The sequence below is a fragment of the Erwinia sp. JUb26 genome, assembly GCF_003751505.1.
Lineage (GTDB): Bacteria > Pseudomonadota > Gammaproteobacteria > Enterobacterales > Enterobacteriaceae > Erwinia.
This window is the reverse complement of record NZ_RJVB01000001.1, coordinates 174,062-197,227: the sequence shown is the minus strand read 5'-3', so window position 1 is coordinate 197,227 and position 23,166 is coordinate 174,062. Positions and strand designations below refer to the sequence as shown.

Below are 23,166 nucleotides of genomic sequence, written 5' to 3'. Positions count from 1 at the left end.
ATGGTGATTCTGGTACTAAAACTGCACCAGGGAAGAGCAATGCCAATATTGATTTTGATTAAGTGATAGCCATCACAAATAAAAAAGCCCGCACCATTTTGGGGTGCGGGCTTCGTCGAAGAATTAAAAAAAAAGTATTTACAAGCTGCCGAAATGGAATGCCTTGGACTCCAGATATTCTTCAATACCGTAGCGGGAGCCTTCGCGGCCTATTCCTGAGAGTTTAATGCCGCCGAACGGCGCGACCTCCAGCGAGACTGAACCTGTATTAAATCCGACCATACCGAATTCCAGCGCTTCGCCGACTCGCCACGCACGGCGTATATTTTCGGTGAAGAAGTAAGCACCCAGACCAAATGGCGTATCGTTCGCCATATTAATTGCTTCCTCTTCCGTATCAAAAATAAACAGCGGCGCGACCGGACCAAATGTTTCCTCATGGGCAATGCGCATTTCGCTGGTCACATCGCCAAGCACCGTTGGCGCAACGAAGGTGCCCTCACCGCTGCTGACGCCGCCGGTCAGCACCGTCGCGCCGAGGCGTTCGGCATCGGAAATATGGGCATTCACTTTAGCCACCGCCGCCGCATTGATAAGCGGACCGATGGTACTACCGTCGGCAAAGCCGTCGCCGACCTTCAGCTTCGCCACCTCGGCCAGCAGGCGCTCGACCACCTGCGGATAGATGCCGCGCTGCACCAGAATGCGGTTGGCACAGACGCAGGTCTGACCGGCGTTGCGGAATTTGCTGATCATAATGCCGCTGATGGCGATATCGAGGTCGGCATCGTCAAAGACAATCAGCGGCGCGTTGCCGCCCAGCTCCAGGCTGAGGCGCTTGATGCTGTCGGCGCTTTGCTGCATCAGCAGCTGGCCCACGCGGGTGGAGCCGGTAAAGGAGATTTTGCGCACCGTGCGGCTGCCGGTCAGGGTTTCACCGATCTCTTTCGGCAGGCCGGTGACCACCTGCAGCACGCCCGCCGGAATACCGGCACGCTGCGCCAGTTCAATCAGCGCCAGCGCGGACAGCGGCGTCAGTTCGGAAGGCTTAACGATAATCGGGCAGCCCGCCGCCAGCGCCGGAGCGACCTTGCGGGTGATCATCGCAATCGGGAAGTTCCACGGGGTGATGGCCGCCGCCACGCCTACCGGCTGCTTAAGCACCAGGATGCGGCGATCTTCGCTCGGTGCCGGAATGGTGTCGCCATAAATGCGGCGCGCCTCTTCGGCAAACCATTTCACGAAGCCGGCACCGTACAGCACTTCACCTTTGGCTTCCGCCAGCGGCTTACCCTGCTCTGCGGTCATGATCGCCGCCAGGTCGTCGGCGTTATCGAGGATCAGCTGGTGCCATTTTTCCAGCAGCAGCGCGCGGGAGGCGTTGGTCGTTTTTCCCCAGCTTTTGCGGGCCGCTTCCGCATAATCAATCGCCTGCTGCGTTTCTTCGGCACCCAGTGCCGGAATGGTACACAGCACTTCGCCGCTGGACGGGTTAATGACCGGCAGCGTTTCACCGTTGATGGCACCCTGCCAGGCTCCGGCATAAAACGCCTGCTGGCGCAGCAGGGTGGCGTCCCGTAAACGTGATGCAAACATAGCAACTCCTGAATAGGTTATCGATCCTCTGTATCCAATGTAGCGGAGAGCAGACGATGCATGCTGCGCTATGCGGCGGGGGGATGCGCCAGGAAAAGGGTTTTCCGGGGCGAAACGAAATTTTATGCCGTAGGGGGATTTCGCCATGGCCGGACAGCGATCAACGCCAGCACTATCATCCCGGCAGCCAGACCAAAAGTGATGCTCAGGCCGTGTGATGCCGCGTGCATGGGCGAAAGGTCCCGCCCCGCTGCGGAATAAATGGCTGCCATCAACCCCGCTCCGCTGATAAAACCCAGGTTACGGCTGAAGTTCAGCATGCCGGAAATCCGCCCGCGCCGCGCCGGATCGGCCCGTTTCAGCAGCGCGGTGTTATTTGCCGCCTGAAATAAAGCATATCCTGCGGTCAGCAGCATTAATCCGATGGCATAGCCACTGCGCCCCAGCGCCTGCGGTAGCTCTGACAGCAATCCGCATCCCAGTGCCATCACCAGCAGGCTGAATAACGTTGCACGGGAGGAGCCGATGCGATCGACCCACTGCCCGGCGGGAAACCCGGTGATGGCAGCCACCAGCGGACCCAATGCCATCAGCATACCGCTCTGACGCGGGCTGAGATGCAGGCCGCCGGCAAGATAAAACGGCCCGACCACCAGCGTGGTCATCATCACCGCCGCCACAACCAGACTGAGCAGCAGCCCACCCATCAGCGCCCGCTGACGGAGGAGGTCGCTTACCTTAGCGCGTAACGCATTCGCGGGTGAGGCTGATGCAGCGTTGGTCCTTGCGGTGGATACGGTTTCCGCTCGCTCTGCGGTAACGGGCGCTGCCTGTGACTTCGCCGAGTGCACTGATGAAGCCGGGTGCGTCGACAGCAGACTGTGCCGTATCAACAGCCACAGCAGCAGGCCGGGAAGCAGATTAATGAAAAACAGCGCCCGCCAGCCCATCGCCGTCACCAGCAGGCCGCCAAGCGCGGGCCCCATCGCCGTGCCGAGCGCTGAGAGTGAACCCATCACGCCCATCGCCCGCCCACTGCGATCGGGCGGAACCACCTGCACCACCAGCGCCAGACTGTTGACCAGCATTATCGCCCCGCCCAGCCCCTGGACCACGCGCGCGGCGATCAGCCAGCCGATATGGTTCGCCAGCCCGCAGCCAAGCGAGGCAAAAGTGAATAACAGTACGCCGGCGGCCAATAATCTCTCGCGGCCAAAGCGATCCCCCAACCAGCCCATTACCAGCACCGAACCGGTAACCGCCAGCAAGTACGCCAGCACCACCCACTGGATTTGGGGAAAAGAGGCATGAAAAAACGCGGCAAGAGTGGGCAGCCCGATATTGGCAATGCTGCTGCTCATGGAAGAGAGCATGGTGGTGAACGCCAGTGCGCAAAGCGCGGCGGATGACGGTTGCGAAGCGTGATAAGTGGTTTGGCTCATGGTTGCAGCTCCCTGGTGATTTACCCGCAGCCTACGCCCATGAGTGACAAGGCGGAAGATGCACGAATTGCAGGATATTAGTGCATCTGGCGCCACCTCACTCATTCACTGTGCTAACATCAGGGGATGAGCAAACCCGATCTGAACCTCCTCTTTACCCTTAACGCGCTGCTGAGCGAAGGCAGCGTGGCTGGCGCCGCACGCCGTTTACAGCTCAGCCCCTCGGCCATGAGCCGCTCGCTGGCACGTCTGCGGCAGGTGACCGGCGATCCGCTGCTGGTGCGCGCCGGACGCGGGCTGGTGCCAACGCCGCGCGCGCTGGAACTGAACCAGCCCGTCGCCCGACTGGTCGATGAGGCGGAAGCGGCGCTGAGCCCGGCGGCGGCGCTGGATCTGGCGAAGTTGGATCGCATTTTCACCCTGCAAACCCGTGATGGCTTCGTGGAAAACTTTGGCCCGGCGCTGGTTGCCCGCGTGCGGCGGGATGCGCCCGGGGTACGTTTGCGTTTCGTGCCCAAACTGACCCGCAGCAGCCAGACGCTGCGTGACGGCAGCGTGGATCTGGTCACCGGCGTAGTAGACGCCGAAGCCGGGCCGGAACTGCGCACGCGCCTGCTGTTTGAGGATCGGTTAATTGCGGTGGTGCGTGAAGGACATCCCCTGGCGGACGGTCCGCTGACCGTGGCGCGCTATGCCGCAGGCGAACACATCCTGACAGGGCGCAGCGGTGAGCTGAAAGGAAGAGCGGATGAGGCGCTGGCGGCGCTGGGCCTTGAACGGGATATTATCGCTATTGTTGACGGTTTTTCCGCCGCGATTGCGCTGGCGCGAGGAACGGATTTGATTGCCACCGTACCGTCTCGTTATACGCAGAATCTACGCCAGGGCACTGTCACCCGGCCTCTTCCACTCACGCCGCTGACCATGAAAATATCGATGATCTGGCATCCGCGAATGGACGGCGATCGTGCACACTATTGGCTGCGCGACTGCCTGCGGGAAGTGTGTTGTGCCGAAGACGGCACAATCAAATCTGAACGTCGGTAGCCGGTTCTTCTTCCGCGCTGAGCGACAGCGTCTGATGCGCGATCGATCACCGCAGCCTGCCAATACACAACCCTGCCTGGCAAATCGCACAACTGTCCATTGTTGCCAGCGGCGGGCTGTTTCATACTGCCCTTTCGCGCTAAGGCGCGTTTTACCGGTTATTGAAAACGATATATTACCAGTAATGCATTGTATAAAAGGATGAATATGACTGACTCAAAAAAAGCATTGATCGTCGGCGCTTCACGCGGCATTGGTCTGGGCGTGGTGGACGTACTGGCAAAACGTGGCTGGCAGGTGACGGCGACCACGCGAGGTGACGCTCCGGCAAAAAGCCCCGCGTCGGTCGAATGGATTAAACTGGATATCAATCAATCCGCCGCGCGGGAAGCGGCTAAAGACGCCCTGTCCGCACAGCGTTTTGACCTGATTTTTGTCAATGCGGGCGTTTTCGGTCCCGACCATCAGGACATCGATCGGGCGACCGATGATGAGATCGTCCAGCTGCTGCTCACCAATGCCGTTTCCCCCGTGCGCACCGCGGCGAAATTCCTTCCGCTGCTGAATCACCGCTCCGGCGTGCTGGCTTTGATGACCTCCGAGCTTTCCAGCCTCAATGAAAATGAGGTCGCCACCTATCCGCTGTATTCCGCCAGTAAAGCCACGCTGAATATGCTGGCCCGCGGATTGCTGGAGGCCACTGAAAAACAGGAACTGACGCTGTTATCCATCCATCCGGGTTGGGTGAAAACCGATATGGGCGGCGAAAATGCCACGCTGACCGTTGAGGAAAGTGCCACCGGAATCGTTGACCAGTTCGACGCGTATCGCGGCAAAGGCGGCCACCATTTTGTGGACTATGCCGGCCGTAAACTGCGCTGGTAACCCTGCGCTTCCTCACTCGCTGCCTGCCGGGATTTTCGACACTGGAACCCTTCGGAAATCCCGAATATAATTAGCGCATTCTTTCACCTGCAGAATGCATAAGGAGGATTGCCATGCTGACCCGTGAAGTTTTTTTAATTTCACTCGTCCTTAGCGATCGTTACGGCTCAAGCGTTACCGGTATCGTGCTGCGATAACCTGCTTGAGCGAAGCTGAATGACAATCTGAGAACTTCCCTCCGGCTTACCGGTTATCGTCGGCTTTATTGACGAGAGGCATTTTTTTGCCTGTAAAACTTGAGTAAGCATCATGACATTATTATCTGCGCAATCCTTATCCTTCGATAATGCCTTCGGCCCTCTGCTGACGGAAATCTCTTTCGGCCTGAAAAAAGGCGACCGCATTGGACTTATCGGCCACAACGGCTGCGGGAAAAGTACCCTGCTGAAAATCCTTAACGGGGAACGGGCGGCCTCCTCCGGGACGATCACACTGGCGAACCACTGCATCATGGCAACGGTAGAACAGCATCTTCCTGCGGCATTACAGGATGTGACACTGATTGATGCGGTGCAGAACGCTTTGCCCGGCAGCCTGCATCAGCCGGAACGCTGGCAGGCCGAAGTGCTGCTGGCAACGCTCGGCTTTGAGGAAACGAGCTGGGGTCTGGCCGCCGGCACGCTCAGCGGCGGGCAACATACGCGGCTGATGCTTGCGCGTGCGCTGATCCGCCAGCCGGATTTACTGCTGCTGGATGAGCCGAGTAACCATCTGGACCTGCCCACCCTGCTGTGGTTAGAACGGTTTCTGCAAAACTGGGGCGGCAGTTTTGTGCTGGTTTCCCACGATCGCAGCCTGCTGGACGCCGTCACCAACTGCACCTGGATCCTGCGCGATAACCGGCTGCAGTTTATCCGTCTTCCCTGCTCTCAGGCACGCCGGGCGCTGGCGGAAAAAGATGCGGCGGACGCGTTACGCCGTCAATCCGAACAAAAGGAGATCGACCGTGTCACCCGAAGCGCCAAACGGCTGGCCGTCTGGGGCAGCGTTTACGACAACGAAGGGCTGGCGCGAAAAGCCAAACAGATGGAAAAGCAGGTCGATCGGATGAAGGAAGATCAAACCGAGGTGACCGCAGGCAATCAGTGGCAGCTGCGGCTGCGCGGTGATGCCCTGGCGGCAGATCGCGTGCTGGCGCTTTCTGGCTTCCAGGTGCGGCCTGCACCGGACGCGCAGGTGCTGTTTGAACTGGGCGAACTACGAGTAAAAAGCGGTGACCGTATCGCGCTGGTTGGCCGCAACGGCTGCGGTAAATCCTCGCTGCTGCACCTTCTGTGGCAGGCATATTGCCAAATGGAAACCGCGACTGATGGGGTGATTTTCCATGCCAAGGCGCGCACGGGGTACTACGACCAGAGCCTGCGGCAGCTTCAGGACGAGGACACGCTGCCGGATGCGCTGGCGAACTTTGCGTCGCTGACCGAGGAGCAGCGGAAAATGGCACTGATCGGTGCCGGTTTTCCGTATCTTCGCCATCAGCAAAAAGTCAGTACGCTGAGCGGCGGCGAACGTTCGCGGCTGCTGTTTATCGGGCTGACGCTGGCGAACTATTCCCTGCTGCTGCTTGATGAGCCAACCAACCATCTGGATATGGAAGGGAAAGAAGAGCTGGCGGAAACGCTGAAAACCTTCAGCGGCGCGGTGCTGCTGGTTTCTCATGACCGGGCGCTGATTGAGCAAAGCTGTAACCGTTTCTGGCTTATCCATCAGCGGCGGCTGGAGGAGTGGCACAGTATCGAACCGGTTTACGCCAGACTGGCCGATACGGCAGTGCCGGACTCTCCGACGGGGGAAAAAACACAGATGGCTACGTCTGTCGTTTCGGGCAACGAAGAGGAACACTGGCTGAGGGCACTTCTGGATCTGGAAAGTAAGCTGGCAGACGATCGGGCGCGCAGGCCCCGTCATCAGAAACCGGAATTACAGCGCCAGTGGCAGCAGCAAATCGCCGAACTGAACGCCCTGCTGGGACTGGATTAGCGGGTGAGCTGGCGGTCGCCCTGCTCTGGCATTCGCCAGATGGAGGGCGATCGTCCGTTCCGGCATCGACGAATGGAGCGAGATCGCGCACACCTGTGGCTGCGCGATGCTCTTTGGGCAGTCCGTGCCGCTGAAGCGTTGACGGTCAAATCTGAAAGTCGATAGCCGGTTCTTCTTCGTTGCTCAGTGCCAGCGCCTGGCGCTTGATCTCTTCCAGGGAGAGATTCGCGTTGCACAGTTCCAGGAACTGCCAGACGTAGTTGCGCTGCAGCTGTCCGCGCTTCAGACCCAGCCAGACGGTGTTGGACTCGAACAGATGACGCGCCTCAAGGCGAACCAGATCCGAGTTTTCATCCAGCTGGCAGGCCTGGTCGGCCAGGATACCCACGCCCAGACCCAGCTCAACGTAGGTTTTCACCACGTCGGAATCCTGGGCGCTGAGGACGATATCCGGCTTCAGGCTGGCGGCATGGAATGCGCGATCCACACGCGAGCGGCCGGTGATCCCCTGACGATAGGTGATCAGCGGATAGCGGCTGAGCGTGGACAGCGTCAGCGGCTGCTGCTGGATCAACTCGTGGCCTTTTGGCACCAGCAGCGCATGATGCCAGCTGAACCACGGGAACGCCGCCAGCGCCGGGTTATTCACCACCTGCTCGCTGGCGATGCCGATATCGGCCTCACCGGCAACCAGCATGGAGGCGATCTCCTGCGGCGAACCCTGATTCAGCTCCAGCCGCACGTGCGGATAGAGTGCACGGAAGGCCTTAATCACTTTCGGCAGGCTGTAACGCGCCTGGGTATGGGTGGTGGCAATGGTCAGAACGCCGCTGGATTCGTTGGTAAATACGTCGGCCAGGCGGCGAACTTTACCTGCCTCATCGAGGATACGCTCGGCGATGGTCAACAGCGCTTTGCCCGGTTCTGTCATTCCCAGCAGGCGTTTTCCCCGGCGGATAAAAATCTCAACCCCCAGTTCATCTTCCAAATCGCGTATATGGCGACTGACTCCTGACTGAGAGGTGAACAGCGCGTTAGCCACTTCGGTGAGATTAAACTCGCAGCGTGCCGCTTCCTTGATGATTTTAAGTTGCTGAAAATTCACGCGCTTCCCTCTCTCTGTTATTTGTTGGTTTCCTTCATGTTAAGGATGCAAATTGATAGCAACAAATAATAAAAAGAGGTTTTATATGCTTTTTAGCGATAAGGCGGGAGTGAGGCGCGCGGCTGCGCGCCCGGCACAGAGGGATTAACCAACCAGCATCAGTTCACGATCTTCAACGACCGGCCTGTTGAGCAGCGACAGTAAAATATTCTTTACCGCCTGAGCAGATGGGGAGAGCGGCAGTCGGGAAGAGACATTCAGCGACAGCGGCAGGTTCAGCGTTGGACTGCTGATCCGCGACATCCAGGCATTGGTTGAGCTGACCAGCGCACGCGCGGCGGACTCCGGCAGAACGGTAACGCCCATGCCGCTGGAAACGGCGGCGGTCAGCGTGGCAATCGACTCGATTTCACCGATGATTCGGGCGCTGAGGCGACGCAGGGAGAACGCTTCATCCACGCGTTTACGCACGGCGCTGTAGTCGCGCGGCAGGAACAGATTCATTTCGGCCACGGCGGCGAGGTCAACGTGCTGGCCGGGACAGGCGGTGGTGCCAACCAGATATAATTCTTCTTTCAGCAGCGGGATGCTGGTGATGCCTGCGGTGGGGGAACGATCGTAAAGTACCGCCATGTCAAGCTGTCCATTCATCACTTTTTCGTTTAATGAAGAACCGCTGTTTTCATGCAGATAGACCAGCACTTCCGGGAACTGCTCGCGTACCGTTTGCAGCAGCGGCATGGTCAGCGACGAGGCGGCGGTGCCCGGTGCCAGTCCGATAGAGACCTGACCCGACAGAACCTGCCCTGCGTTGACCACGGCCAGCTGCGCCTGTTCGCACTGGCGTAAAATGGTGCGGGCGTGGGAATACAGGATCTTACCCGCTTCGGTCGGCGTAACGCCGCGCTTGGTGCGGATCAGCAGCTGCTGGTCGAGTTCATTTTCCAGCGTGGCAACCTGCTGGCTGAGCGCTGGCTGTGCAATATGCAGGACTTCAGCGGCCTGAGTCAGGCTGCCGATATCGACGATTTTCACAAAATATTTCAGTCGTCTTAAGTTCATGTTGCCTCCGTCTCGTATCCCCGAGTGCCAGGTTTAGCTGGCGTTTGTAATAAGTTTTCACTCTGACGCAGATATCTTTGCAATTGACGTGCCAGAAATTGACAAACTATCGAGTGGCTTATTACTGACCGTCTAACAGGCGGTAAAATAAGAGAATCTGATTACCCACTAAGGGGTATTGTTCTTCGCGGGCGTTCAGGAGGGGTTGCCAGGCAGAGTTGGGCGCACGGTGATGGTGCAGGAGATGCGTTGGTGAGGTGCGGGTTGGAACTGGACGTGCAGCGTTTTAATTTAACGCCGACACGTCGCTTAAGCGCCTCAGTCAGTTATCTTAAAACGGCATTTCGAGTCCAAATGCCGTGATGACTTGAATTTAAGGCAGTGGCTCCAACAGTGAATTAAATCTGCGCTAATCCACCATCAACATAAATTTCCGCGGCGTTGATGAAACTCGCCTCCCCGGAGGCAAGAAACGCCACGGTTTTACCGATCTCTTCCGGTTCGCCTAAGCGCCCCAGCGGTACCCCTTCCGCCAGCGCGTCAAACAGCCCCTGCCGATGCTCTTCGAGTACCAGACCGCCCAGGCCCGGCGTGCGGATTGGCCCAGGGCTGACCACATTGACACGGATACCACGGTCCTTCAGGTCAAGCGCCCACGAGCGGACCAGGCTGCGGACGGCGGCCTTACTCGCGCTGTAAACGCTGAAGCTGGCGGTGCCTTTCGCCGCCGCCGTTGAGCCGGTCAGAATGATGGAAGCCCCTTTGGCCATCAACGGCAGCGCTTTCTGCACGGTGAACAGCACGCCCCGCACGTTGGTGCCGAAAATGCGGTCAAAGTGCTCTTCGGTAATCGCGCCCAGTGGCATCATGTCGCCGCCGCCCGCGTTGGCGAACAGCACGTCAAGCCTGCCGGATTCGCTCAGGATAGTAGAAAACACCGTATCGAGGTCGCTCAGAACAGAGGCGTCTGCCCGGATAGCTTTGGCCGATGGTCCGATTAAGGCCACGGCGGTTTCCAGTTCTTCCTGACGACGGCCGGTGATATAAACGGTGGCGCCCTGCGCTGCCAGTTCCTGTGCTGATGCCAGCCCAATACCAGTGCTGCCGCCGGTCACTAACGCAATTTTATCTGCAAGTTTTTTACTCATGATGTCATTCCTTAAATTAGGTGTGGATAGATTTATTGGGTCATCTGTCGTTGGCGACGACGGGTGTTGTCGCGATGAGAGAAGCATATCTGCGAGCGGGAATTTTCAAAATAGAAGGGTTTGCAACTCATCGTTGCAGATTTGAAATGATGGTAAAGTGAGTCCGAGCGGGCATGGATGAGACAGCGGGTCCGCGTTACGGCCAGTCCCGATACGCCAGACACCCAATCTGAAACGCCTGAATTAATCTTGATGCCAGGCGTTGATCCTGTTGGTGAGAGTTATTTACTGACAGCTTCGTTGAAGGGAATAAGAACGGTCCGGCAACGACTGTCGTCTTCGGACCAGGCTTCTCCCACCTCTTCCAGAGGACGCTGTATATATGGAACAGACAAGCCATGGTTTGATACTGCCTTAAAAAGCTCACCTATTGCGGCGATCAATTCTGCATCTGAAACGCTACCCAGCCCGCTGCCCATCAGCGTCAGCCCTGATGAGCGCAGCAATTTACTGTGCAGGGTGATTTCCTGACCGCTGAGAGAACCAATCTGAACGAAGCGTACGGTTTTTGCGCCACCGGCAACTGCCGCAGTCATAATATCCAGCGCGCTTTGCCCCCAGAGATAATCAAGCACCACGTCAATACCTTCAGCCATCAGGGCCGGTAATACGGATGGCAGGGAATCCAGCGTGAAAACAACATCAGCGCCCTCTTCGCGTAATTTTGTCAGGACATCTTTATTTCGCCCCGTTGCAATAATCTTCCCGGCACCCAGACTGCGAGCGATTCGGACGGCCAGACCACCCGACGTGCCGGTTGCGCCATTGATGAGAACCGTTTCGCCTGGTTGTAAACATGCCCGTCGCGTTAACGCAGCCCAGGATGACATCCCGGGATTGGCGATCGCCGCTGCAAGTACAGGATCCAGACCTGCGGGTAAGTGCACAACCTTGTCGAGTGAAACCCGTGTCTTCTCCGCCATGCTTCCCCAGGGAGCGTTGAATGACAGGAAGTACACCGGATCGCCGTTGCTGAGGTAACCCGTGCCGTCAATGCCGGGAATGAAGGGAGCGGAGGTCATCGCGCTGTAATGCTTGCCCGCCGCGCGTGATTTTGCCAGCTGGCTAATCGCGGCGGCTGTGACGGTAATAACGGCCTGACGATCGCTGGCCTGGGGATCGAGATACTCACCGTACACCGGCTGTGCGCCCTGCTGGTTGATAATCGCTGCTTTCATCTGAATGTTCACCTGTAGCTAATATGGTTTATGTGTATAATGCACACATTAAATTCAGCTACAGACGGTGTCAATAAAAAGCGTGCAAAATACACATAAACCCCAAGATTTTTCTGACCTGCATGATGCATTACTCACTATCGTTGGCGTGTTTAACCGTCCCCAACGTGATGAATTAATGATTAAAGCGTCGACAATTAATCTCGATCGCGCGCTGTTTCCTCTTTTGGTACAAATCAGCCGATTTGGACCTATTGGTGTCGTCGAACTGGCTGACAGAGTCGGCCGCGACTACACCACGGTCAGCCGTCAGGTCGCAAAGCTGGAAGAAGCGGGTCTGGCACAGCGGCAGAAGAACGCGAAAGATAAGAGGATCAATGAGGCCGTTATCACTGCAGTGGGTAAAGCGATGACCGATAAGATTGACGCAGCGCGCGAAGAAATTTACCAGAAGGTCTTTCAGCACTGGCAGCAGGACGATCGTCTGCAGCTTGAATGCCTGCTTAAACAGTTCGTTATTGATTTTTCTTCGTTAGAGGAAAGGGAGAAATAAGGAGTGGCAGGGCCTGCCTGACAGGCAGGCCCGCAGGAAATTTATCGCGCGCCATCACGGCCGCTGCTCTCCTGCGATAAACGCCAGAAGTCGTGCCCCGCCGGGTACTGGTACAGACGCAGGGAGAATTTCCCCGCCACGGCGGTTATGTATTCGAAGATCGCGGACTGCGTATTCTCGTAATCCATCCAATAAATCGATGAGGTAAAGCAATATATTTCCAGCGGCATGCCGGACGGAGACGGTTTCAACGTTCTTACCACGATGTACATATCTTTAATGATATCCGGCCGCTCGGCGAGATACGTCATTAAATAATGGCGGAACAGCGTTAAGTTAGTCAGCCCGTTATCGATAAACCAGCTATCCGCCACGCCGGTGGGATCGCGGCCATCAAGCAGTTTCGCCAGCGGTTCGTTGACCCCGCGAATGGACAACATCGGGGCCAGCATCTCCTGCGACAGGAAGTTAACCGAATGCTGATCGATACTGGTGCTGCGCATAATCCGCCGCGCACCGGACGAAAACATCGCCTGCCAGTTGGTGTAGGTTTCAGTCAGGAAGTTTTTGGTCGGGATACGTGAGATCGTATTATCCCAGTTGCGGATGGTAATGGTGTGCAGCGCGATGTCGGTCACCTCGCCGCTGAGATTCTTGTCGGGCATCTCAATCCAGTCGCCCAGTTGCAGAACGTCATTGGATGAAAGCTGGACGTTGGCGACCAGCGACAGCAGCGTATGCTGAAACACCAGCATCAGCACCGCCGCCACGGCACCCAGGCTGGAAATAATAATAGCGGGTGATTTATTCGACATCACCGCGAGGATCATAATCGCCGCAATAACGTGAATTAATATCTTCCCTATCTGGATGTAACCTTTAATCGAATGGTTTTTACGCTTGCTCTTACGCAAATAAGAGCTGTTAACGATATCCAGCATTTCATTAAAGAACACCGACAGGAAAATAAAGAACAAAATGCCGCAGAAGGTATTAATCGCCGTGACCAGCGATGCCGGCATATTCGGCATAAGCTGCAGGAGGTAATAGACGATAATCACCGGCATAAAGTTGGACAGCTTTTCGGCGATGCGGCGATCTTTCTCCAGCGGCACATCGTGTTTATGGCTGGCGAAGAAGACCCTGCGCACCACTTTGATCAACAGGAATTTGCACAAAATGTGGGTAAACATGCCTGAAACGATCAGCAGGATGATATTAAACCCCACGGCCAGCGCCGGATTCCCTTCCATAAACTTAAATAAATAGTCCAAGTACGCCATTTTCTTCACCTGAATACATGTGCCATTTGTATCTGCTATAGCCTGCGGCTACGTATACAAAAATTTAACCAATGCACATGATGACATGTCAGGGATATTCAAGTCCACGCTCGAGGGGTGAGGCAAAAGACCCGTTGCAGAGTGAAGGTAACGGGCACGGCGCTTTGTGCCCATCACGCATACAGAACGATCGGCCCGGCGATGAGAACATTTATTAATTGCATGCACCCGTGCCAGGGGCTGACCGAAACTGCGCCATTAGCCGTAGGCTAAACAGACATTCGCGGGTCGAGAATAAATCTGAGTAGCTTATCGATCGTGCTCTTATCAGGATGATTCGCTTCGCTCAGGTGATCCCCTGCCCCGGAAATCAGCGGGATGCCCTGCTTCTCGGCCAATTCGGCCATGGCTGCGTAATACGGGTCGCGCGTTCCTGCCCACAGCAATTTAGGCGTGCTGCGCGTAAACAGCGGCTCCACATTTTCAGGTGGCCGACTCAGCGCATTGAAAAAGTGCTCCACACCCTTTTCATCCTGCGCTGAAAGCGAGCGGGTCAATTCCGGTGCGGTTTCGCGAGCGAAGGATATAAACATATCAAACGTGAGTTTGCCGTAAGGGGTTTCAGGCAGTCCTTTCAGGCAGTCCCATCCCCCTAAAACCACGGAACTCAGGCGCTGTGGGTATAAATCTAACAGTCCCAAAGTCAGCCAGGCTCCGGCTGAATAGCCGACGACGTGCGCTTTTTCATAGCCCAGCTCATCCATCAGATTCACAATGGAGAGTGCCTGATTCTCTCTGCTGTACAACGCCGGGTTATCTGGCTTATCGCTTGCGCCATGGCCGATTAAATCGGGGCATACGACGTGAAAAGACGAGCTGAGCGCGGAGATAACGCCGTTATTTCTCCAACACTGCCCATCCATTAACAGGCCGTGGATCATGATGACTAAGGGGCCTTTTCCTTCGCTACGGTAATACAACGGCGGGGTTGCTACTCTGTCTGGCATAAACACTCCTGCGGGTTAATACGAAGATAAATCCATCGACTTCTGTCGTCATCATGCGCAAAAGATTAATTGATGGACAGGTTTTTCTTCGCCAGTGCTGCGCCCTACCCGGCCAGTTCGCGGCAAATCTCGCCGATCCGATCCACCGCACTCAGCAGTTGCGGGGTGGGTTCGTTGGCGCAGTTCAACCGCAGATAGTTCTGCAGTTCCGCACCGGGGGAAAACAGCGGACCGGGGCTGACGCCGATGCCCAGCGCCAGCGCGCGGCGATGCACTTCCAGCGCGTTGACCTGCGGGGGAAGCGCGACCCACAGCAGAAAACCGGCAGCGGGCATGGTCACGCGCGTACCAGGCGGAAAGTTCGCCTCAACCCGGGCGATGACCGCTTTTATCCCCTTTGCCACCCGTGACTTCAGGCGGCGCAGATGTCGCTCGTAGTCGCCGCTGGCAAGGATCTCGCTGCTTGCGGCTTCCAGCAGCGGCGCACCGGCCCACTCCCCGGCCATCCGCGCCTGCATCACCTTCTCATGGTAGCGCCCGGCAGTAATCCAGCCGATTCGCCAGCCCGGTGCCAGAGTTTTGGACAATGAGCTGCAGTAAATCACATTACCGCTCCGATCGAACGCCTTGCAGGCCGGAGGCCGTTGCCCCTCGCCGACCAGATCGCCATAGACATCATCCTCAATCAGCGGGATGCCTGCACGTTCCATCAGCGCAACCAGCGCCTGCTTTTTTGCGACCGGCATACTGGCGCCGAGCGGATTTTGCACCGTCGGCGAGGCCAGTACGGCCGCAGGACGATGCCGCAGAATGGCGTCTTCCAGCGGTGCCAGCAGCAGGCCCTCCATGGTATCGGTGGGAATTTGCAATGCCTTGAGGCCAAGGTCTTCCAGCAGCAGAAGCGTGCCGAAGTAGGCGGGCTGCTCAATCGCCACGACATCGCCAGGCTGGCAGACCGCATGCAGCGCCAGGCGCAGCGCCTGGGTGGCACCGGCGGTGATGATCACATCGTCCGCACTAAACCGGGCTCCCCACTGCGCGGCGCGTGCGGCGATATTATTGCGCAGATCGGCCCTGCCCGGCGGCAGGCTGTAGCTCTGCCCGTGCGCATCCAGTCGACGGCTTGCCGCATGTAACGCGCGCTGAAGCGTCGCCCCGGGTAGCCAGGCGGGATCGGGCAGCGCCGCACCAAGCGGGACCAGCCGGGTTTCAGCGCTACTGAATATTGAACGGGCCACGGCTGACAGGGTCACCGGTACCGGACCGGATGCAGGAGGAAAGTGTTGTTTGCCACAGGCCGTGGTTACCCGGCTAACGAAGTAGCCCGATCGCGGGCGCGCAACGATCAGCCCTTCGGCCTCCAGACAGCGGAGCGCTTCCAGCGCCGTGGGCAGGCTGACCTGTTCGCGTTCGGCCAGTTTACGTGCGGAGATCATCCGGTCACCGACCCGCAGAGCTCCTGAAGCCAGGGTCTGGCGCAGCATTTCAGCAATCCGGCGGTAATGTGGGGCAGAAAGGGATGGGGCGGACATGGCGATCTGTACAGTCTGATTTTCGATAAATCTGACTATACAGCCAATGCGTGATGCCTTCTATAGTGTCGACCACCAGCCAGTTAAGGAGGCATTATGCACAGTAACAACTTTGATCTGTTGAGCTATTTCCACCGTATCAACTACACCGGCCCCGCCGCCGCCGATACCGTCACGCTGCATGCGCTGATGCGCCATCAGCTTTTTGCGGTGCCGTTTGAGAATCTGGATGTGCAGGCAGGAAGAATCGTCTCGCTGGACCCCGACGAGATTGCCGATAAGGTGCTGAAGCAGCATCGCGGCGGCTACTGTTATGAGGTTAACGGGCTGTTTGCCATGGCGCTGGAGGCGCTGAGCATTCCTTACCGTTTCGTCGCCGCCCGCCCAATGTTCTACCCGGTGCGGCGGCCGAAAACCCATATGGCGGTGATTGCCGAGGTTGATGGCCGTCAGTGGCTTTGCGATCTGGGATTCGGCAGCTACGGTATCCGCGCACCAATGGCGCTGGACGACCTTGATAGCGATATTATTCAGGATTTCGATACCTTTCGGCTGTCCCGCGACGCCAGCGGCGAGTATCTGTTACAGGCGAAGGTTGAGGGCGAATGGTGCAATCAGTACGGCTTCGATCTGACGCCGCAGGAGTGGATTGATTTTGCCCCGGCCAACTATCTTAACTCTACCCATCCCGATGCTATCTTCGTGCATAAACGGGTGATCGTGCAGCATAAACCTGAAGGACGGCTGATTTTGCTCGGCGACAGACTGAAAACGGTTACCGCGAACGGTGTTGAAAACAGGCAGCTGACGGATGATGAGATTACCGAACTGCTGAAGCATCAATTTGGCCTGTCGGCAGTTTAATTTCGGCAACCCATAACGACTATTCACAAAAGCCGTTTTGACGTTTGTGCGCTTCCCGCCCCTGAACTCATCGGGGCGGTTTCCTTGCCCTTGCAGCCCGATTAGAATGCGCTGAACAACGGTGCAGATAAACAGGCTTTTAGATGGCATTGATACTGAACGATGAAATGATCGCCGCAGGCAGATTCACCGGCGAGAAAATTGAGAATGCGTCCTTTCTGAACTGTGATTTCTCGGGTGCCGACCTGACCGGCACCGTCTTCACCGGATGCGCGTTTTATGACAAAGAGACGCAGCAGGGAGCGAACTTCCGCCGCGCAATCCTCAAGGATGCCTGCTTCAAAAGCTGTGACTTGACCATGGCCGATTTCAGAAGTGCCAGCGCGCTGGGCATAGAAATCCGCGACTGTCGGTTACAGGGCGCTGACTTTCGTGAAGCCAGCTTTATGAATATGATCACCACCCGCAGCTGGTTTTGCAGCGCGATCATCACCGGCAGCAACCTCAGCTATGCCAACCTATCGAAAGCCGTGCTCGAGAAATGTGAGCTGAAGGACAACCGCTGGCTCGGCGTGGTTGCACGCGGCGCCACGTTCAGCGGCTCCGACCTGTCCGGCGGAGAATTTGCCTCATTTGACTGGGCCAGCGTCAACGTCACCTACTGCGATTTGAGCGGTGCCGAGCTGGGCGATCTTGACCTCCGTGGAATGAACCTTGAAGGGGTGACGCTCGACAGCGTTCAGGCGCTGGTGCTGCTGGACAGGATGGGGATTACGGTTAACCGCTAGGTAAAGTGCCGGGGCGATCGCGTCAACGACAGCGTTTTTTTAATCCCGCCAGCAGCGCCTGCGTTGCCCGGGAAGACCGGCCTGCCGGTGAGCACACCAGACCAAACTCGCGGTGGATGGTCGGCGTCAGCGGCAGCACGCGCAGGCCCCGCTGCTCTTCTGGCAGGGCCGATTGAGGTATAATCGCCACGCCCATGGCTTCGCGCACCAGCATGCAGGCGCTGATCCAGTCGCGCACCGTTACCCTCACGTCGGACAGGTGCAGCCCGGCCTGCTCCACCAGACTTTTTCCGTTCACCGTACATCCCCCGGTCGCCAGTATAAATGGTTGGGCGGCCAGCTCATCAAGCGTGACGCCACCGTGACTTGCGCGCCGGGCAAGCGCGTGGCCCGCTGGCAGCACGGCGACCCATTCATCACGCCCCAGCACCACCTCCGCCCGACCTGATGCCGGGTTGAGCACCACTCCCAGCTCGACGGTATCCGTTTCCAGCCATGCCTCAACTTCCTCATCGCTACCTTCCAGCGCGACCAGATCGATACCCGGATGCAGGCGGTGAAAATCGCGCAGCAGTGCCGGTAGCAGCGTGGATATCACCGAGGGAAAGCTGCCAAGCCGGATGCGTCCGTTGCTTAGTCCCCGGCTGTCGTTGGCCAGGTCGCGGATCGCGTCCAGCTCCGCGATCATGTTACGCGCATGGGCGACAACCCGTTCGCCCAGCGCGGTGACGGAAAAATGTCGCCGTTCGCGGATAAAGACCGGGAAGCCCAGTGAGGCTTCCAGCTGAGCAATCGCCTGGCTGGCACCGGACTGGGTAATGCCAACACGCTCTGCGGCACGCGAGATGCTGCTCGCCTCAGCCGCAGCCACCAGCAGGCGCCAGTGAAGAAGGTTCATCATAATGTTCAGTAGCTCAGCTAATGCTTATCGATTTGAAGATTAATTTTACAGAAATACTCGCGATAAACATAGTGTCCCCAGCGCCTGATGACAGCGCGCATCGCTGATGATTAACGTTCCAGGAGTCACTATGAAGCTCTATTACGCACCTGATACCTGCTCGCTTTCACCGCATATCGTTCTGCGCGAGCTTGGCCTGCCGTTCGAACTGATTAAGGTGGACAATAAAACCAAGAAAACCGCGGACGGGCGGGATTTTCTCGCCATTAATCCCAAAGGTTATGTGGCTGCGCTTGAACTTACAGAGGGTCAGATTCTGACCGAGGGGCCGGTTATCGTGCAGTATCTGGCCGAACTGAAACCGGAATGCGGGCTGGTGCCTAAAGCAGGCAGCTGGGACCGGCTGCGTTTGCAGGAGTGGCTGAATTTCATCACCAGCGAAATCCATGCCGGCTCAGCGCCGTTGTTTAACACTACGTTGCCCGAGGAAGCCCGGTCGACCATTTGCGAAAAGCTGCTCCGGCGGTTCGATTACCTCCAGCGTCGCCTTTCAGAGAGTGACTATCTGGCGGGAGCGACGTTTAGCGTTGCCGATGCCTATCTGTTTACCGTATTGCGCTGGTGCCGGTTCTTCGCCATCGACCTCAATCGCTGGCCTGCGCTGTCGACTTATATGACGCGCATTGAGGCACGACCGGCGGTGCAGGCTGCTCTGCTTGCTGAGCGATAAAAATCAGACTGGTCAGGTCTGGCGCGGGCAGGATGCCCGCCCAGGACCGGCCCGAAAGGCACGCTGCCGAAGCCGAAGGCATCACACTCGGCGTGACGCGAGGACGCCCGACTACGCAGAGGATGCGCCCCGAACACCACAGCCACAGCCACAGCCACAGCCAAATAACATTTTTCCAACCCATAAAAAAACCGCCATCCCAAAAAGATAGCGGCCTTAAATTCTTAAACCGTGGTCAGATAAACGACGCGACTACCGCCACAATCCGTCACGCATTAACGCGCACCAGCCACCGCTTCCTGCGCCAGACGGGTGATCCGATCATAATCGCCCGCTTCCAGCGCATCGGCTGGCACCAGCCATGAACCGCCGATGCACAGCACGCTTTTCAGCGCCAGATAGTCACGATAGTTCGCAGGAGAAATCCCCCCGGTCGGGCAGAAACGCACCTGCGGGAACGGTCCGCCAATCGCCTGCAGCGCCTTGACGCCGCCGTTGGCTTCCGCCGGGAAGAACTTGAACTCGCGCAGGCCGTAATCCAGACCGGTCATCAGTTCAGAAACGGTGCTGATACCCGGGATCAACGGCACCGGACCGTCGACGGCGGCACGCAGCAGCGGCTCGGTCAGGCCCGGGCTGATAACAAACTGTGCACCGGCATCGGTCACTTCTTTCAGCTGCTGTGCGTTCAGTACCGTACCGGCACCGACGATCGCTTCCGGGACTTCTTTCACCATCGCTTTCAACGCATCAAGCGCGCACGGGGTACGCAGGGTCACTTCCAGCACGCGCACACCACCGGCGACCAGCGCTTTGGCCATTGGCACCGCATGTTCCAGTTTGTTAACGACAATCACCGGGACAACCGGGCCGGTGGTCAGGATCTGTTCTGCGCTTGTTTTCCAGTTACTCATTAACAACTTTCTCCTGTCTGGCGTGCTTTCTCTGTTTGAGATAGCAGGCAAATATCATGCGGTGGTTCTGAAACGGTGACTTACCTTACAACAGTGCACGAGGATCGTCTATCGCTCTCGCAAATTTTTAAAACACAGGTTCAAAAATATTTTTTACAGTGGGATGTTTTCGAAATATGACCGAGGTGAGCTGCCCGCCGCGGCTCAGGCATAAAAAAAACGGCCCGCACTGTGCAGTGGGGCCGCTGATTGCCTGAAGACGTCAGAACGCCTTACTCGATTTCATTCCATGAACGACCATCACGCGTGATCATCGCGACGGAAGCCACCGGGCCCCAGGTTCCCGCCTGATACGGCTTAGGTGCGTCTTTGTCGGCAGCCCACGCGTCCATGATGGAGTCGACCCACTTCCAGGCTTCTTCCACTTCGTCACGACGCACGAACAGCGCCTGAATACCGCGCATGGTTTCCAGCAGCAGGCGCTCATAGGCATCCGCCAGGTGCGACTGGTTGAAGGTTTCGGAGAAGCTCAGATCCAGCTTGGTTTTCTGCAGGTTGTGCTTGTGGTCCAGGCCCGGAACCTTGTTCAGGATCTCGATTTCCACGCCTTCGTCCGGCTGCAGGCGAATGGTCAGTTTGTTCTGCGGCAGCTCCGGCCAGGTATCCTTAAACAGGTTCAGCGCGGGATTTTTGAAGTACACCACCACTTCAGAGCATTTGGTCGGCAGGCGCTTACCGGTACGCAGGTAGAACGGCACGCCAGCCCAGCGCCAGTCGTCGATATCCACGCGGATTGACACGAAGGTTTCAGTGCTGCTCTGCTTATTCGCACCCTCTTCTTCCAGGTAACCGGGGACTTTTTTACCCTGTACGAAACCGGAGGTGTACTGACCGCGTACGGTTTTCTCACGCACGTTGGTCTGATCGATGCGGCGCAGGGAGCGCAGCACTTTGACTTTTTCATCGCGGATGCGGTCAGCGGAGAGATCGGCCGGCGGCGACATGGCGATCATCGTCAGCACCTGCAGCAGGTGGTTCTGGATCATATCGCGCATCTGGCCCGCTTTATCGAAGTAGCCCCAGCGGCCTTCGATACCTACTTCTTCCGACACGGTGATCTGCACGCTGTCGATGGTGCGGTTATCCCAGTTGGACGCAAACAGTGAGTTAGCGAAGCGCAGCGCCAGCAGGTTAAGAACGGTTTCTTTACCCAGATAGTGGTCGATGCGGAAGACCTGCCTTTCTTCGAAGTATTCGCCAACCTGATCGTTGATCTCCTGAGAGGTCAGCAACGAGGTGCCTAACGGTTTTTCCATCACCACGCGCGCCGGTTGGGCGTTCAGCTTCGCCTGGCCCAGACCCTGACAGATCGCGCCGAAAGTGCTTGGCGGCATGGCGAAATAGTTGATGGTCACGCGTTTTTTCTGGTCAAGCATTTTGCCCAGACGCGGGAAATGGCTGCTGTCATTCACATCCAGGTTGCAGAAATCGAGTCGGCTGCTGAGTTTATCCCACAGCGCTTCGTCAATTTTTTCCTTCATGAAGGTTTCCAGCGCTTCGCGCACCACTTTGGTATAGGCCGCTTTGTCCCATTCCGCACGGCCTACGCCGATGATGCGTGATTCTTCATGGATCTGGCCCGCTTTTTCTAACTGGTACAGAGAGGGCAACAGTTTCCGGCGCGCAAGATCGCCTTTGGCGCCGAAAATCACCAGATCGCACGCCTGGGCTGTTTGTGTAACCGCCATTTCATTCTCCTCGTTGCAGGATTAGACTGTCCATGTAGGTTCCGTAGTTGGACAGATCTTATTGTAATTTTATTTCAGCACACTGTACTTCGTTTGCCCGGCCCGCGTAAACCAGGCGAGGCGACTCTGGCACAATGTATTCAATTCGATGCTTAAATAACTGGCAATAATTGCAGATCTGCGTCTAGACTTTGCGTAATAAACCATCAGTTCTGATGATGTTATTACCGTTCTGAAAATCTGACGCAGCTCAAACTATGGTAAAAAATGTAAAGTTTTATCATCATGCTACTGCCGTCTTTGCCGTAGCGCATTGTATATTCTCTACAAAATGACATCGATTTCTCCTTTGATTGAAATCGTCAGAATGTATGAGTGGTTATACCTATGAATATGCTGGAAAAAATTCAATCCTGTCTGGAAAATTTAAGCAAATCCGAGCGCAAAGTTGCCGTCGTTATCCTCGACTCCCCCGCTACCGCGATGCATTCCAGCATTGCCCTGCTGGCAAAAGCAGCAGGCGTCAGTGAACCTACCGTGAACCGCTTCTGCCATCGACTGAATACCAAAGGCTTCCCTGACTTTAAGCTACAGCTGGCGCAAAGCCTGGCCAACGGCACGCCCTACGTCAGCCGTAATGTCGAACAGGAAGACAGCGTAGAATCCTATTCCGGTAAAATTTTCGAGTCGGCGATGGCCGGGCTGGACCGGGTAAAACAGAGTCTGGATACCAGCGCCGTCAATCGTGCCGTTGATTTACTGACGCAGTCAAAGAAAATTGCTTTTTTTGGTTTGGGTGCGTCGGCCGCCGTGGCGCATGATGCGATGAATAAATTTTTTCGCTTCAATGTGCCAGTGATCTATTCCGATGATATTGTGATGCAGCGCATGAGCTGTATGAACAGCAATGAGGGAGATGTGATGGTGCTGATCTCCCATACCGGGCGCACCAAATCCATGGTCGAACTGGCAAGGCTGGCGCGGGAAAATGATGCCACGGTGGTGGCGATTACCTCGCCCGACTCGCCGCTGGCGCGCGAGGCCACCCTGGCGCTGACCCTTGATGTCCCGGAAGATACCGATATTTACATGCCGATGGTTTCGCGCCTTGCTCAGCTGACGCTGATCGACGTGCTGGCCACCGGTTTTACCCTGCGGCGCGGCGCGAAGTTTCGCGATAATCTGAAACGGGTAAAGGATGCACTGAAAGAGTCGCGTCTGGAAAAGGAAGGCCAGGTTAACAGCAGTCATTAGTTTTCATTAGTAACGACGATGAAGGTTCG

20 protein-coding genes are annotated in these 23,166 nt (G+C 56.9%); 8 read left to right on the top strand and 12 right to left on the bottom strand.

Features of this window, described 5'->3' with window-relative positions; translation table 11 throughout:
- Nucleotides 1-138 precede the first annotated feature (138 nt).
- A complete protein-coding gene (locus tag EC836_RS00895) occupies nt 139-1,596 on the bottom strand; it encodes an NAD-dependent succinate-semialdehyde dehydrogenase (protein WP_123329219.1) in 1,458 nt (485 codons plus the stop codon).
- A 122-nt stretch (nt 1,597-1,718) separates the two neighbouring features.
- Nucleotides 1,719-3,038 (bottom strand): MFS transporter, encoded by a 1,320-nt coding sequence (locus tag EC836_RS00890; RefSeq protein ID WP_123329217.1) that lies wholly within the window; start codon nt 3,036-3,038, stop codon nt 1,719-1,721.
- A 126-nt stretch (nt 3,039-3,164) separates the two neighbouring features.
- Here EC836_RS00890 and EC836_RS00885 point away from each other — a divergent pair, with 126 nt between their 5' ends.
- The 3 genes from EC836_RS00885 (at nt 3,165) to EC836_RS00875 (ending at nt 7,010) form a co-directional block, all read left to right on the top strand.
- Nucleotides 3,165-4,085 carry a LysR family transcriptional regulator gene (locus EC836_RS00885; protein ID WP_123329215.1) on the top strand — a complete coding sequence of 307 codons (921 nt, stop codon included), beginning with the start codon at nt 3,165-3,167 and terminating at the stop codon, nt 4,083-4,085.
- Between the two features lie 207 nt (nt 4,086-4,292).
- Entirely contained in the window at nt 4,293-4,970 is a 678-nt protein-coding gene (locus EC836_RS00880; RefSeq protein ID WP_123329213.1) for an SDR family oxidoreductase, read from the top strand.
- Nucleotides 4,971-5,276: 306 nt separating this feature from the next.
- Complete coding sequence (locus EC836_RS00875) at nt 5,277-7,010, top strand: ABC-F family ATP-binding cassette domain-containing protein (RefSeq protein WP_123329211.1); 1,734 nt, start codon at nt 5,277-5,279, stop codon at nt 7,008-7,010.
- A 145-nt stretch (nt 7,011-7,155) separates the two neighbouring features.
- Here EC836_RS00875 and cbl read toward each other — a convergent pair whose 3' ends face one another.
- From cbl to EC836_RS00855, 4 genes are all read right to left on the bottom strand, one after another.
- Entirely contained in the window at nt 7,156-8,115 is a 960-nt protein-coding gene (cbl, locus tag EC836_RS00870; protein ID WP_123329208.1) for an HTH-type transcriptional regulator Cbl, read from the bottom strand.
- A gap of 144 nt (nt 8,116-8,259) precedes the next feature.
- A complete protein-coding gene (gene nac, locus EC836_RS00865; RefSeq protein WP_123329207.1) occupies nt 8,260-9,177 on the bottom strand; it encodes a nitrogen assimilation transcriptional regulator NAC in 918 nt (305 codons plus the stop codon).
- Nucleotides 9,178-9,575: 398 nt separating this feature from the next.
- Complete coding sequence (locus EC836_RS00860; protein ID WP_123329205.1) at nt 9,576-10,325, bottom strand: SDR family NAD(P)-dependent oxidoreductase; 750 nt, start codon at nt 10,323-10,325, stop codon at nt 9,576-9,578.
- Between the two features lie 281 nt (nt 10,326-10,606).
- Nucleotides 10,607-11,563 (bottom strand): zinc-binding alcohol dehydrogenase family protein, encoded by a 957-nt coding sequence (locus EC836_RS00855; RefSeq protein WP_123329202.1) that lies wholly within the window; start codon nt 11,561-11,563, stop codon nt 10,607-10,609.
- Nucleotides 11,564-11,636: 73 nt separating this feature from the next.
- Between EC836_RS00855 and EC836_RS00850 the strand changes: the two genes are divergently transcribed.
- Nucleotides 11,637-12,116, top strand: a complete 480-nt coding sequence (locus tag EC836_RS00850; RefSeq protein WP_123330702.1) for a MarR family winged helix-turn-helix transcriptional regulator — start codon at nt 11,637-11,639, stop codon at nt 12,114-12,116.
- Between the two features lie 41 nt (nt 12,117-12,157).
- Here EC836_RS00850 and EC836_RS00845 read toward each other — a convergent pair whose 3' ends face one another.
- The 3 genes from EC836_RS00845 to EC836_RS00835 all read right to left on the bottom strand — a co-directional run bounded on the left by EC836_RS00845 (nt 12,158) and on the right by EC836_RS00835 (nt 15,938).
- Nucleotides 12,158-13,399 (bottom strand): mechanosensitive ion channel family protein, encoded by a 1,242-nt coding sequence (locus EC836_RS00845; protein WP_123329200.1) that lies wholly within the window; start codon nt 13,397-13,399, stop codon nt 12,158-12,160.
- A gap of 269 nt (nt 13,400-13,668) precedes the next feature.
- Nucleotides 13,669-14,406 (bottom strand): alpha/beta fold hydrolase, encoded by a 738-nt coding sequence (locus EC836_RS00840; protein ID WP_123329198.1) that lies wholly within the window; start codon nt 14,404-14,406, stop codon nt 13,669-13,671.
- 104 nt (nt 14,407-14,510) lie between these two features.
- Nucleotides 14,511-15,938: a PLP-dependent aminotransferase family protein gene (locus EC836_RS00835; RefSeq protein WP_123329196.1), complete on the bottom strand. Its 1,428-nt coding sequence runs from the start codon at nt 15,936-15,938 to the stop codon at nt 14,511-14,513.
- 96 nt (nt 15,939-16,034) lie between these two features.
- Here EC836_RS00835 and EC836_RS00830 point away from each other — a divergent pair, with 96 nt between their 5' ends.
- Nucleotides 16,035-16,802, top strand: coding sequence for an arylamine N-acetyltransferase (locus tag EC836_RS00830; protein WP_123329194.1), 768 nt, complete (start codon nt 16,035-16,037; stop codon nt 16,800-16,802).
- A 143-nt stretch (nt 16,803-16,945) separates the two neighbouring features.
- A complete protein-coding gene (locus EC836_RS00825; protein ID WP_123329192.1) occupies nt 16,946-17,590 on the top strand; it encodes a Qnr family pentapeptide repeat protein in 645 nt (214 codons plus the stop codon).
- 22 nt (nt 17,591-17,612) lie between these two features.
- Here EC836_RS00825 and EC836_RS00820 read toward each other — a convergent pair whose 3' ends face one another.
- Nucleotides 17,613-18,491: a LysR family transcriptional regulator gene (locus EC836_RS00820; protein ID WP_123329190.1), complete on the bottom strand. Its 879-nt coding sequence runs from the start codon at nt 18,489-18,491 to the stop codon at nt 17,613-17,615.
- A 130-nt stretch (nt 18,492-18,621) separates the two neighbouring features.
- On the opposite strand from EC836_RS00820, the gene gstA reads away from it, so the two are divergent.
- Nucleotides 18,622-19,221 carry a glutathione transferase GstA gene (gene gstA, locus EC836_RS00815; RefSeq protein ID WP_123329188.1) on the top strand — a complete coding sequence of 200 codons (600 nt, stop codon included), beginning with the start codon at nt 18,622-18,624 and terminating at the stop codon, nt 19,219-19,221.
- Between the two features lie 275 nt (nt 19,222-19,496).
- On the opposite strand, the gene EC836_RS00810 is transcribed toward gstA, so the two are convergent.
- Both EC836_RS00810 and zwf read right to left on the bottom strand, forming a co-directional pair.
- Nucleotides 19,497-20,135, bottom strand: coding sequence for a bifunctional 4-hydroxy-2-oxoglutarate aldolase/2-dehydro-3-deoxy-phosphogluconate aldolase (locus EC836_RS00810; protein ID WP_123329186.1), 639 nt, complete (start codon nt 20,133-20,135; stop codon nt 19,497-19,499).
- 272 nt (nt 20,136-20,407) lie between these two features.
- On the bottom strand, nt 20,408-21,883 hold the full coding sequence (gene zwf, locus EC836_RS00805) for a glucose-6-phosphate dehydrogenase (protein WP_123329184.1): 1,476 nt from the start codon (nt 21,881-21,883) through the stop codon (nt 20,408-20,410).
- A gap of 387 nt (nt 21,884-22,270) precedes the next feature.
- On the opposite strand from zwf, the gene EC836_RS00800 reads away from it, so the two are divergent.
- Nucleotides 22,271-23,137 (top strand): MurR/RpiR family transcriptional regulator, encoded by an 867-nt coding sequence (locus EC836_RS00800; RefSeq protein WP_123329182.1) that lies wholly within the window; start codon nt 22,271-22,273, stop codon nt 23,135-23,137.
- Nucleotides 23,138-23,166: the final 29 nt, after the last annotated feature.

Excerpts from the sequence above, each read along its gene's own strand:
- EC836_RS00895 (WP_123329219.1), bottom strand. The coding sequence starts at position 1,596 with ATGTTTGCATCACGTTTACGGGACGCCACCCTGCTGCGCCAGCAGGCG.
- EC836_RS00890 (WP_123329217.1), bottom strand. The coding sequence starts at position 3,038 with ATGAGCCAAACCACTTATCACGCTTCGCAACCGTCATCCGCCGCGCTT.
- EC836_RS00885 (WP_123329215.1), top strand. The coding sequence starts at position 3,165 with ATGAGCAAACCCGATCTGAACCTCCTCTTTACCCTTAACGCGCTGCTG.
- EC836_RS00880 (WP_123329213.1), top strand. The coding sequence starts at position 4,293 with ATGACTGACTCAAAAAAAGCATTGATCGTCGGCGCTTCACGCGGCATT.
- nac (WP_123329207.1), bottom strand. The coding sequence starts at position 9,177 with ATGAACTTAAGACGACTGAAATATTTTGTGAAAATCGTCGATATCGGC.
- EC836_RS00860 (WP_123329205.1), bottom strand. The coding sequence starts at position 10,325 with ATGAGTAAAAAACTTGCAGATAAAATTGCGTTAGTGACCGGCGGCAGC.
- EC836_RS00855 (WP_123329202.1), bottom strand. The coding sequence starts at position 11,563 with ATGAAAGCAGCGATTATCAACCAGCAGGGCGCACAGCCGGTGTACGGT.
- EC836_RS00845 (WP_123329200.1), bottom strand. The coding sequence starts at position 13,399 with ATGGCGTACTTGGACTATTTATTTAAGTTTATGGAAGGGAATCCGGCG.
- EC836_RS00840 (WP_123329198.1), bottom strand. The coding sequence starts at position 14,406 with ATGCCAGACAGAGTAGCAACCCCGCCGTTGTATTACCGTAGCGAAGGA.
- EC836_RS00835 (WP_123329196.1), bottom strand. The coding sequence starts at position 15,938 with ATGTCCGCCCCATCCCTTTCTGCCCCACATTACCGCCGGATTGCTGAA.
- EC836_RS00830 (WP_123329194.1), top strand. The coding sequence starts at position 16,035 with ATGCACAGTAACAACTTTGATCTGTTGAGCTATTTCCACCGTATCAAC.
- EC836_RS00825 (WP_123329192.1), top strand. The coding sequence starts at position 16,946 with ATGGCATTGATACTGAACGATGAAATGATCGCCGCAGGCAGATTCACC.
- EC836_RS00820 (WP_123329190.1), bottom strand. The coding sequence starts at position 18,491 with ATGATGAACCTTCTTCACTGGCGCCTGCTGGTGGCTGCGGCTGAGGCG.
- gstA (WP_123329188.1), top strand. The coding sequence starts at position 18,622 with ATGAAGCTCTATTACGCACCTGATACCTGCTCGCTTTCACCGCATATC.
- EC836_RS00810 (WP_123329186.1), bottom strand. The coding sequence starts at position 20,135 with ATGAGTAACTGGAAAACAAGCGCAGAACAGATCCTGACCACCGGCCCG.
- zwf (WP_123329184.1), bottom strand. The coding sequence starts at position 21,883 with ATGGCGGTTACACAAACAGCCCAGGCGTGCGATCTGGTGATTTTCGGC.
- EC836_RS00800 (WP_123329182.1), top strand. The coding sequence starts at position 22,271 with ATGAATATGCTGGAAAAAATTCAATCCTGTCTGGAAAATTTAAGCAAA.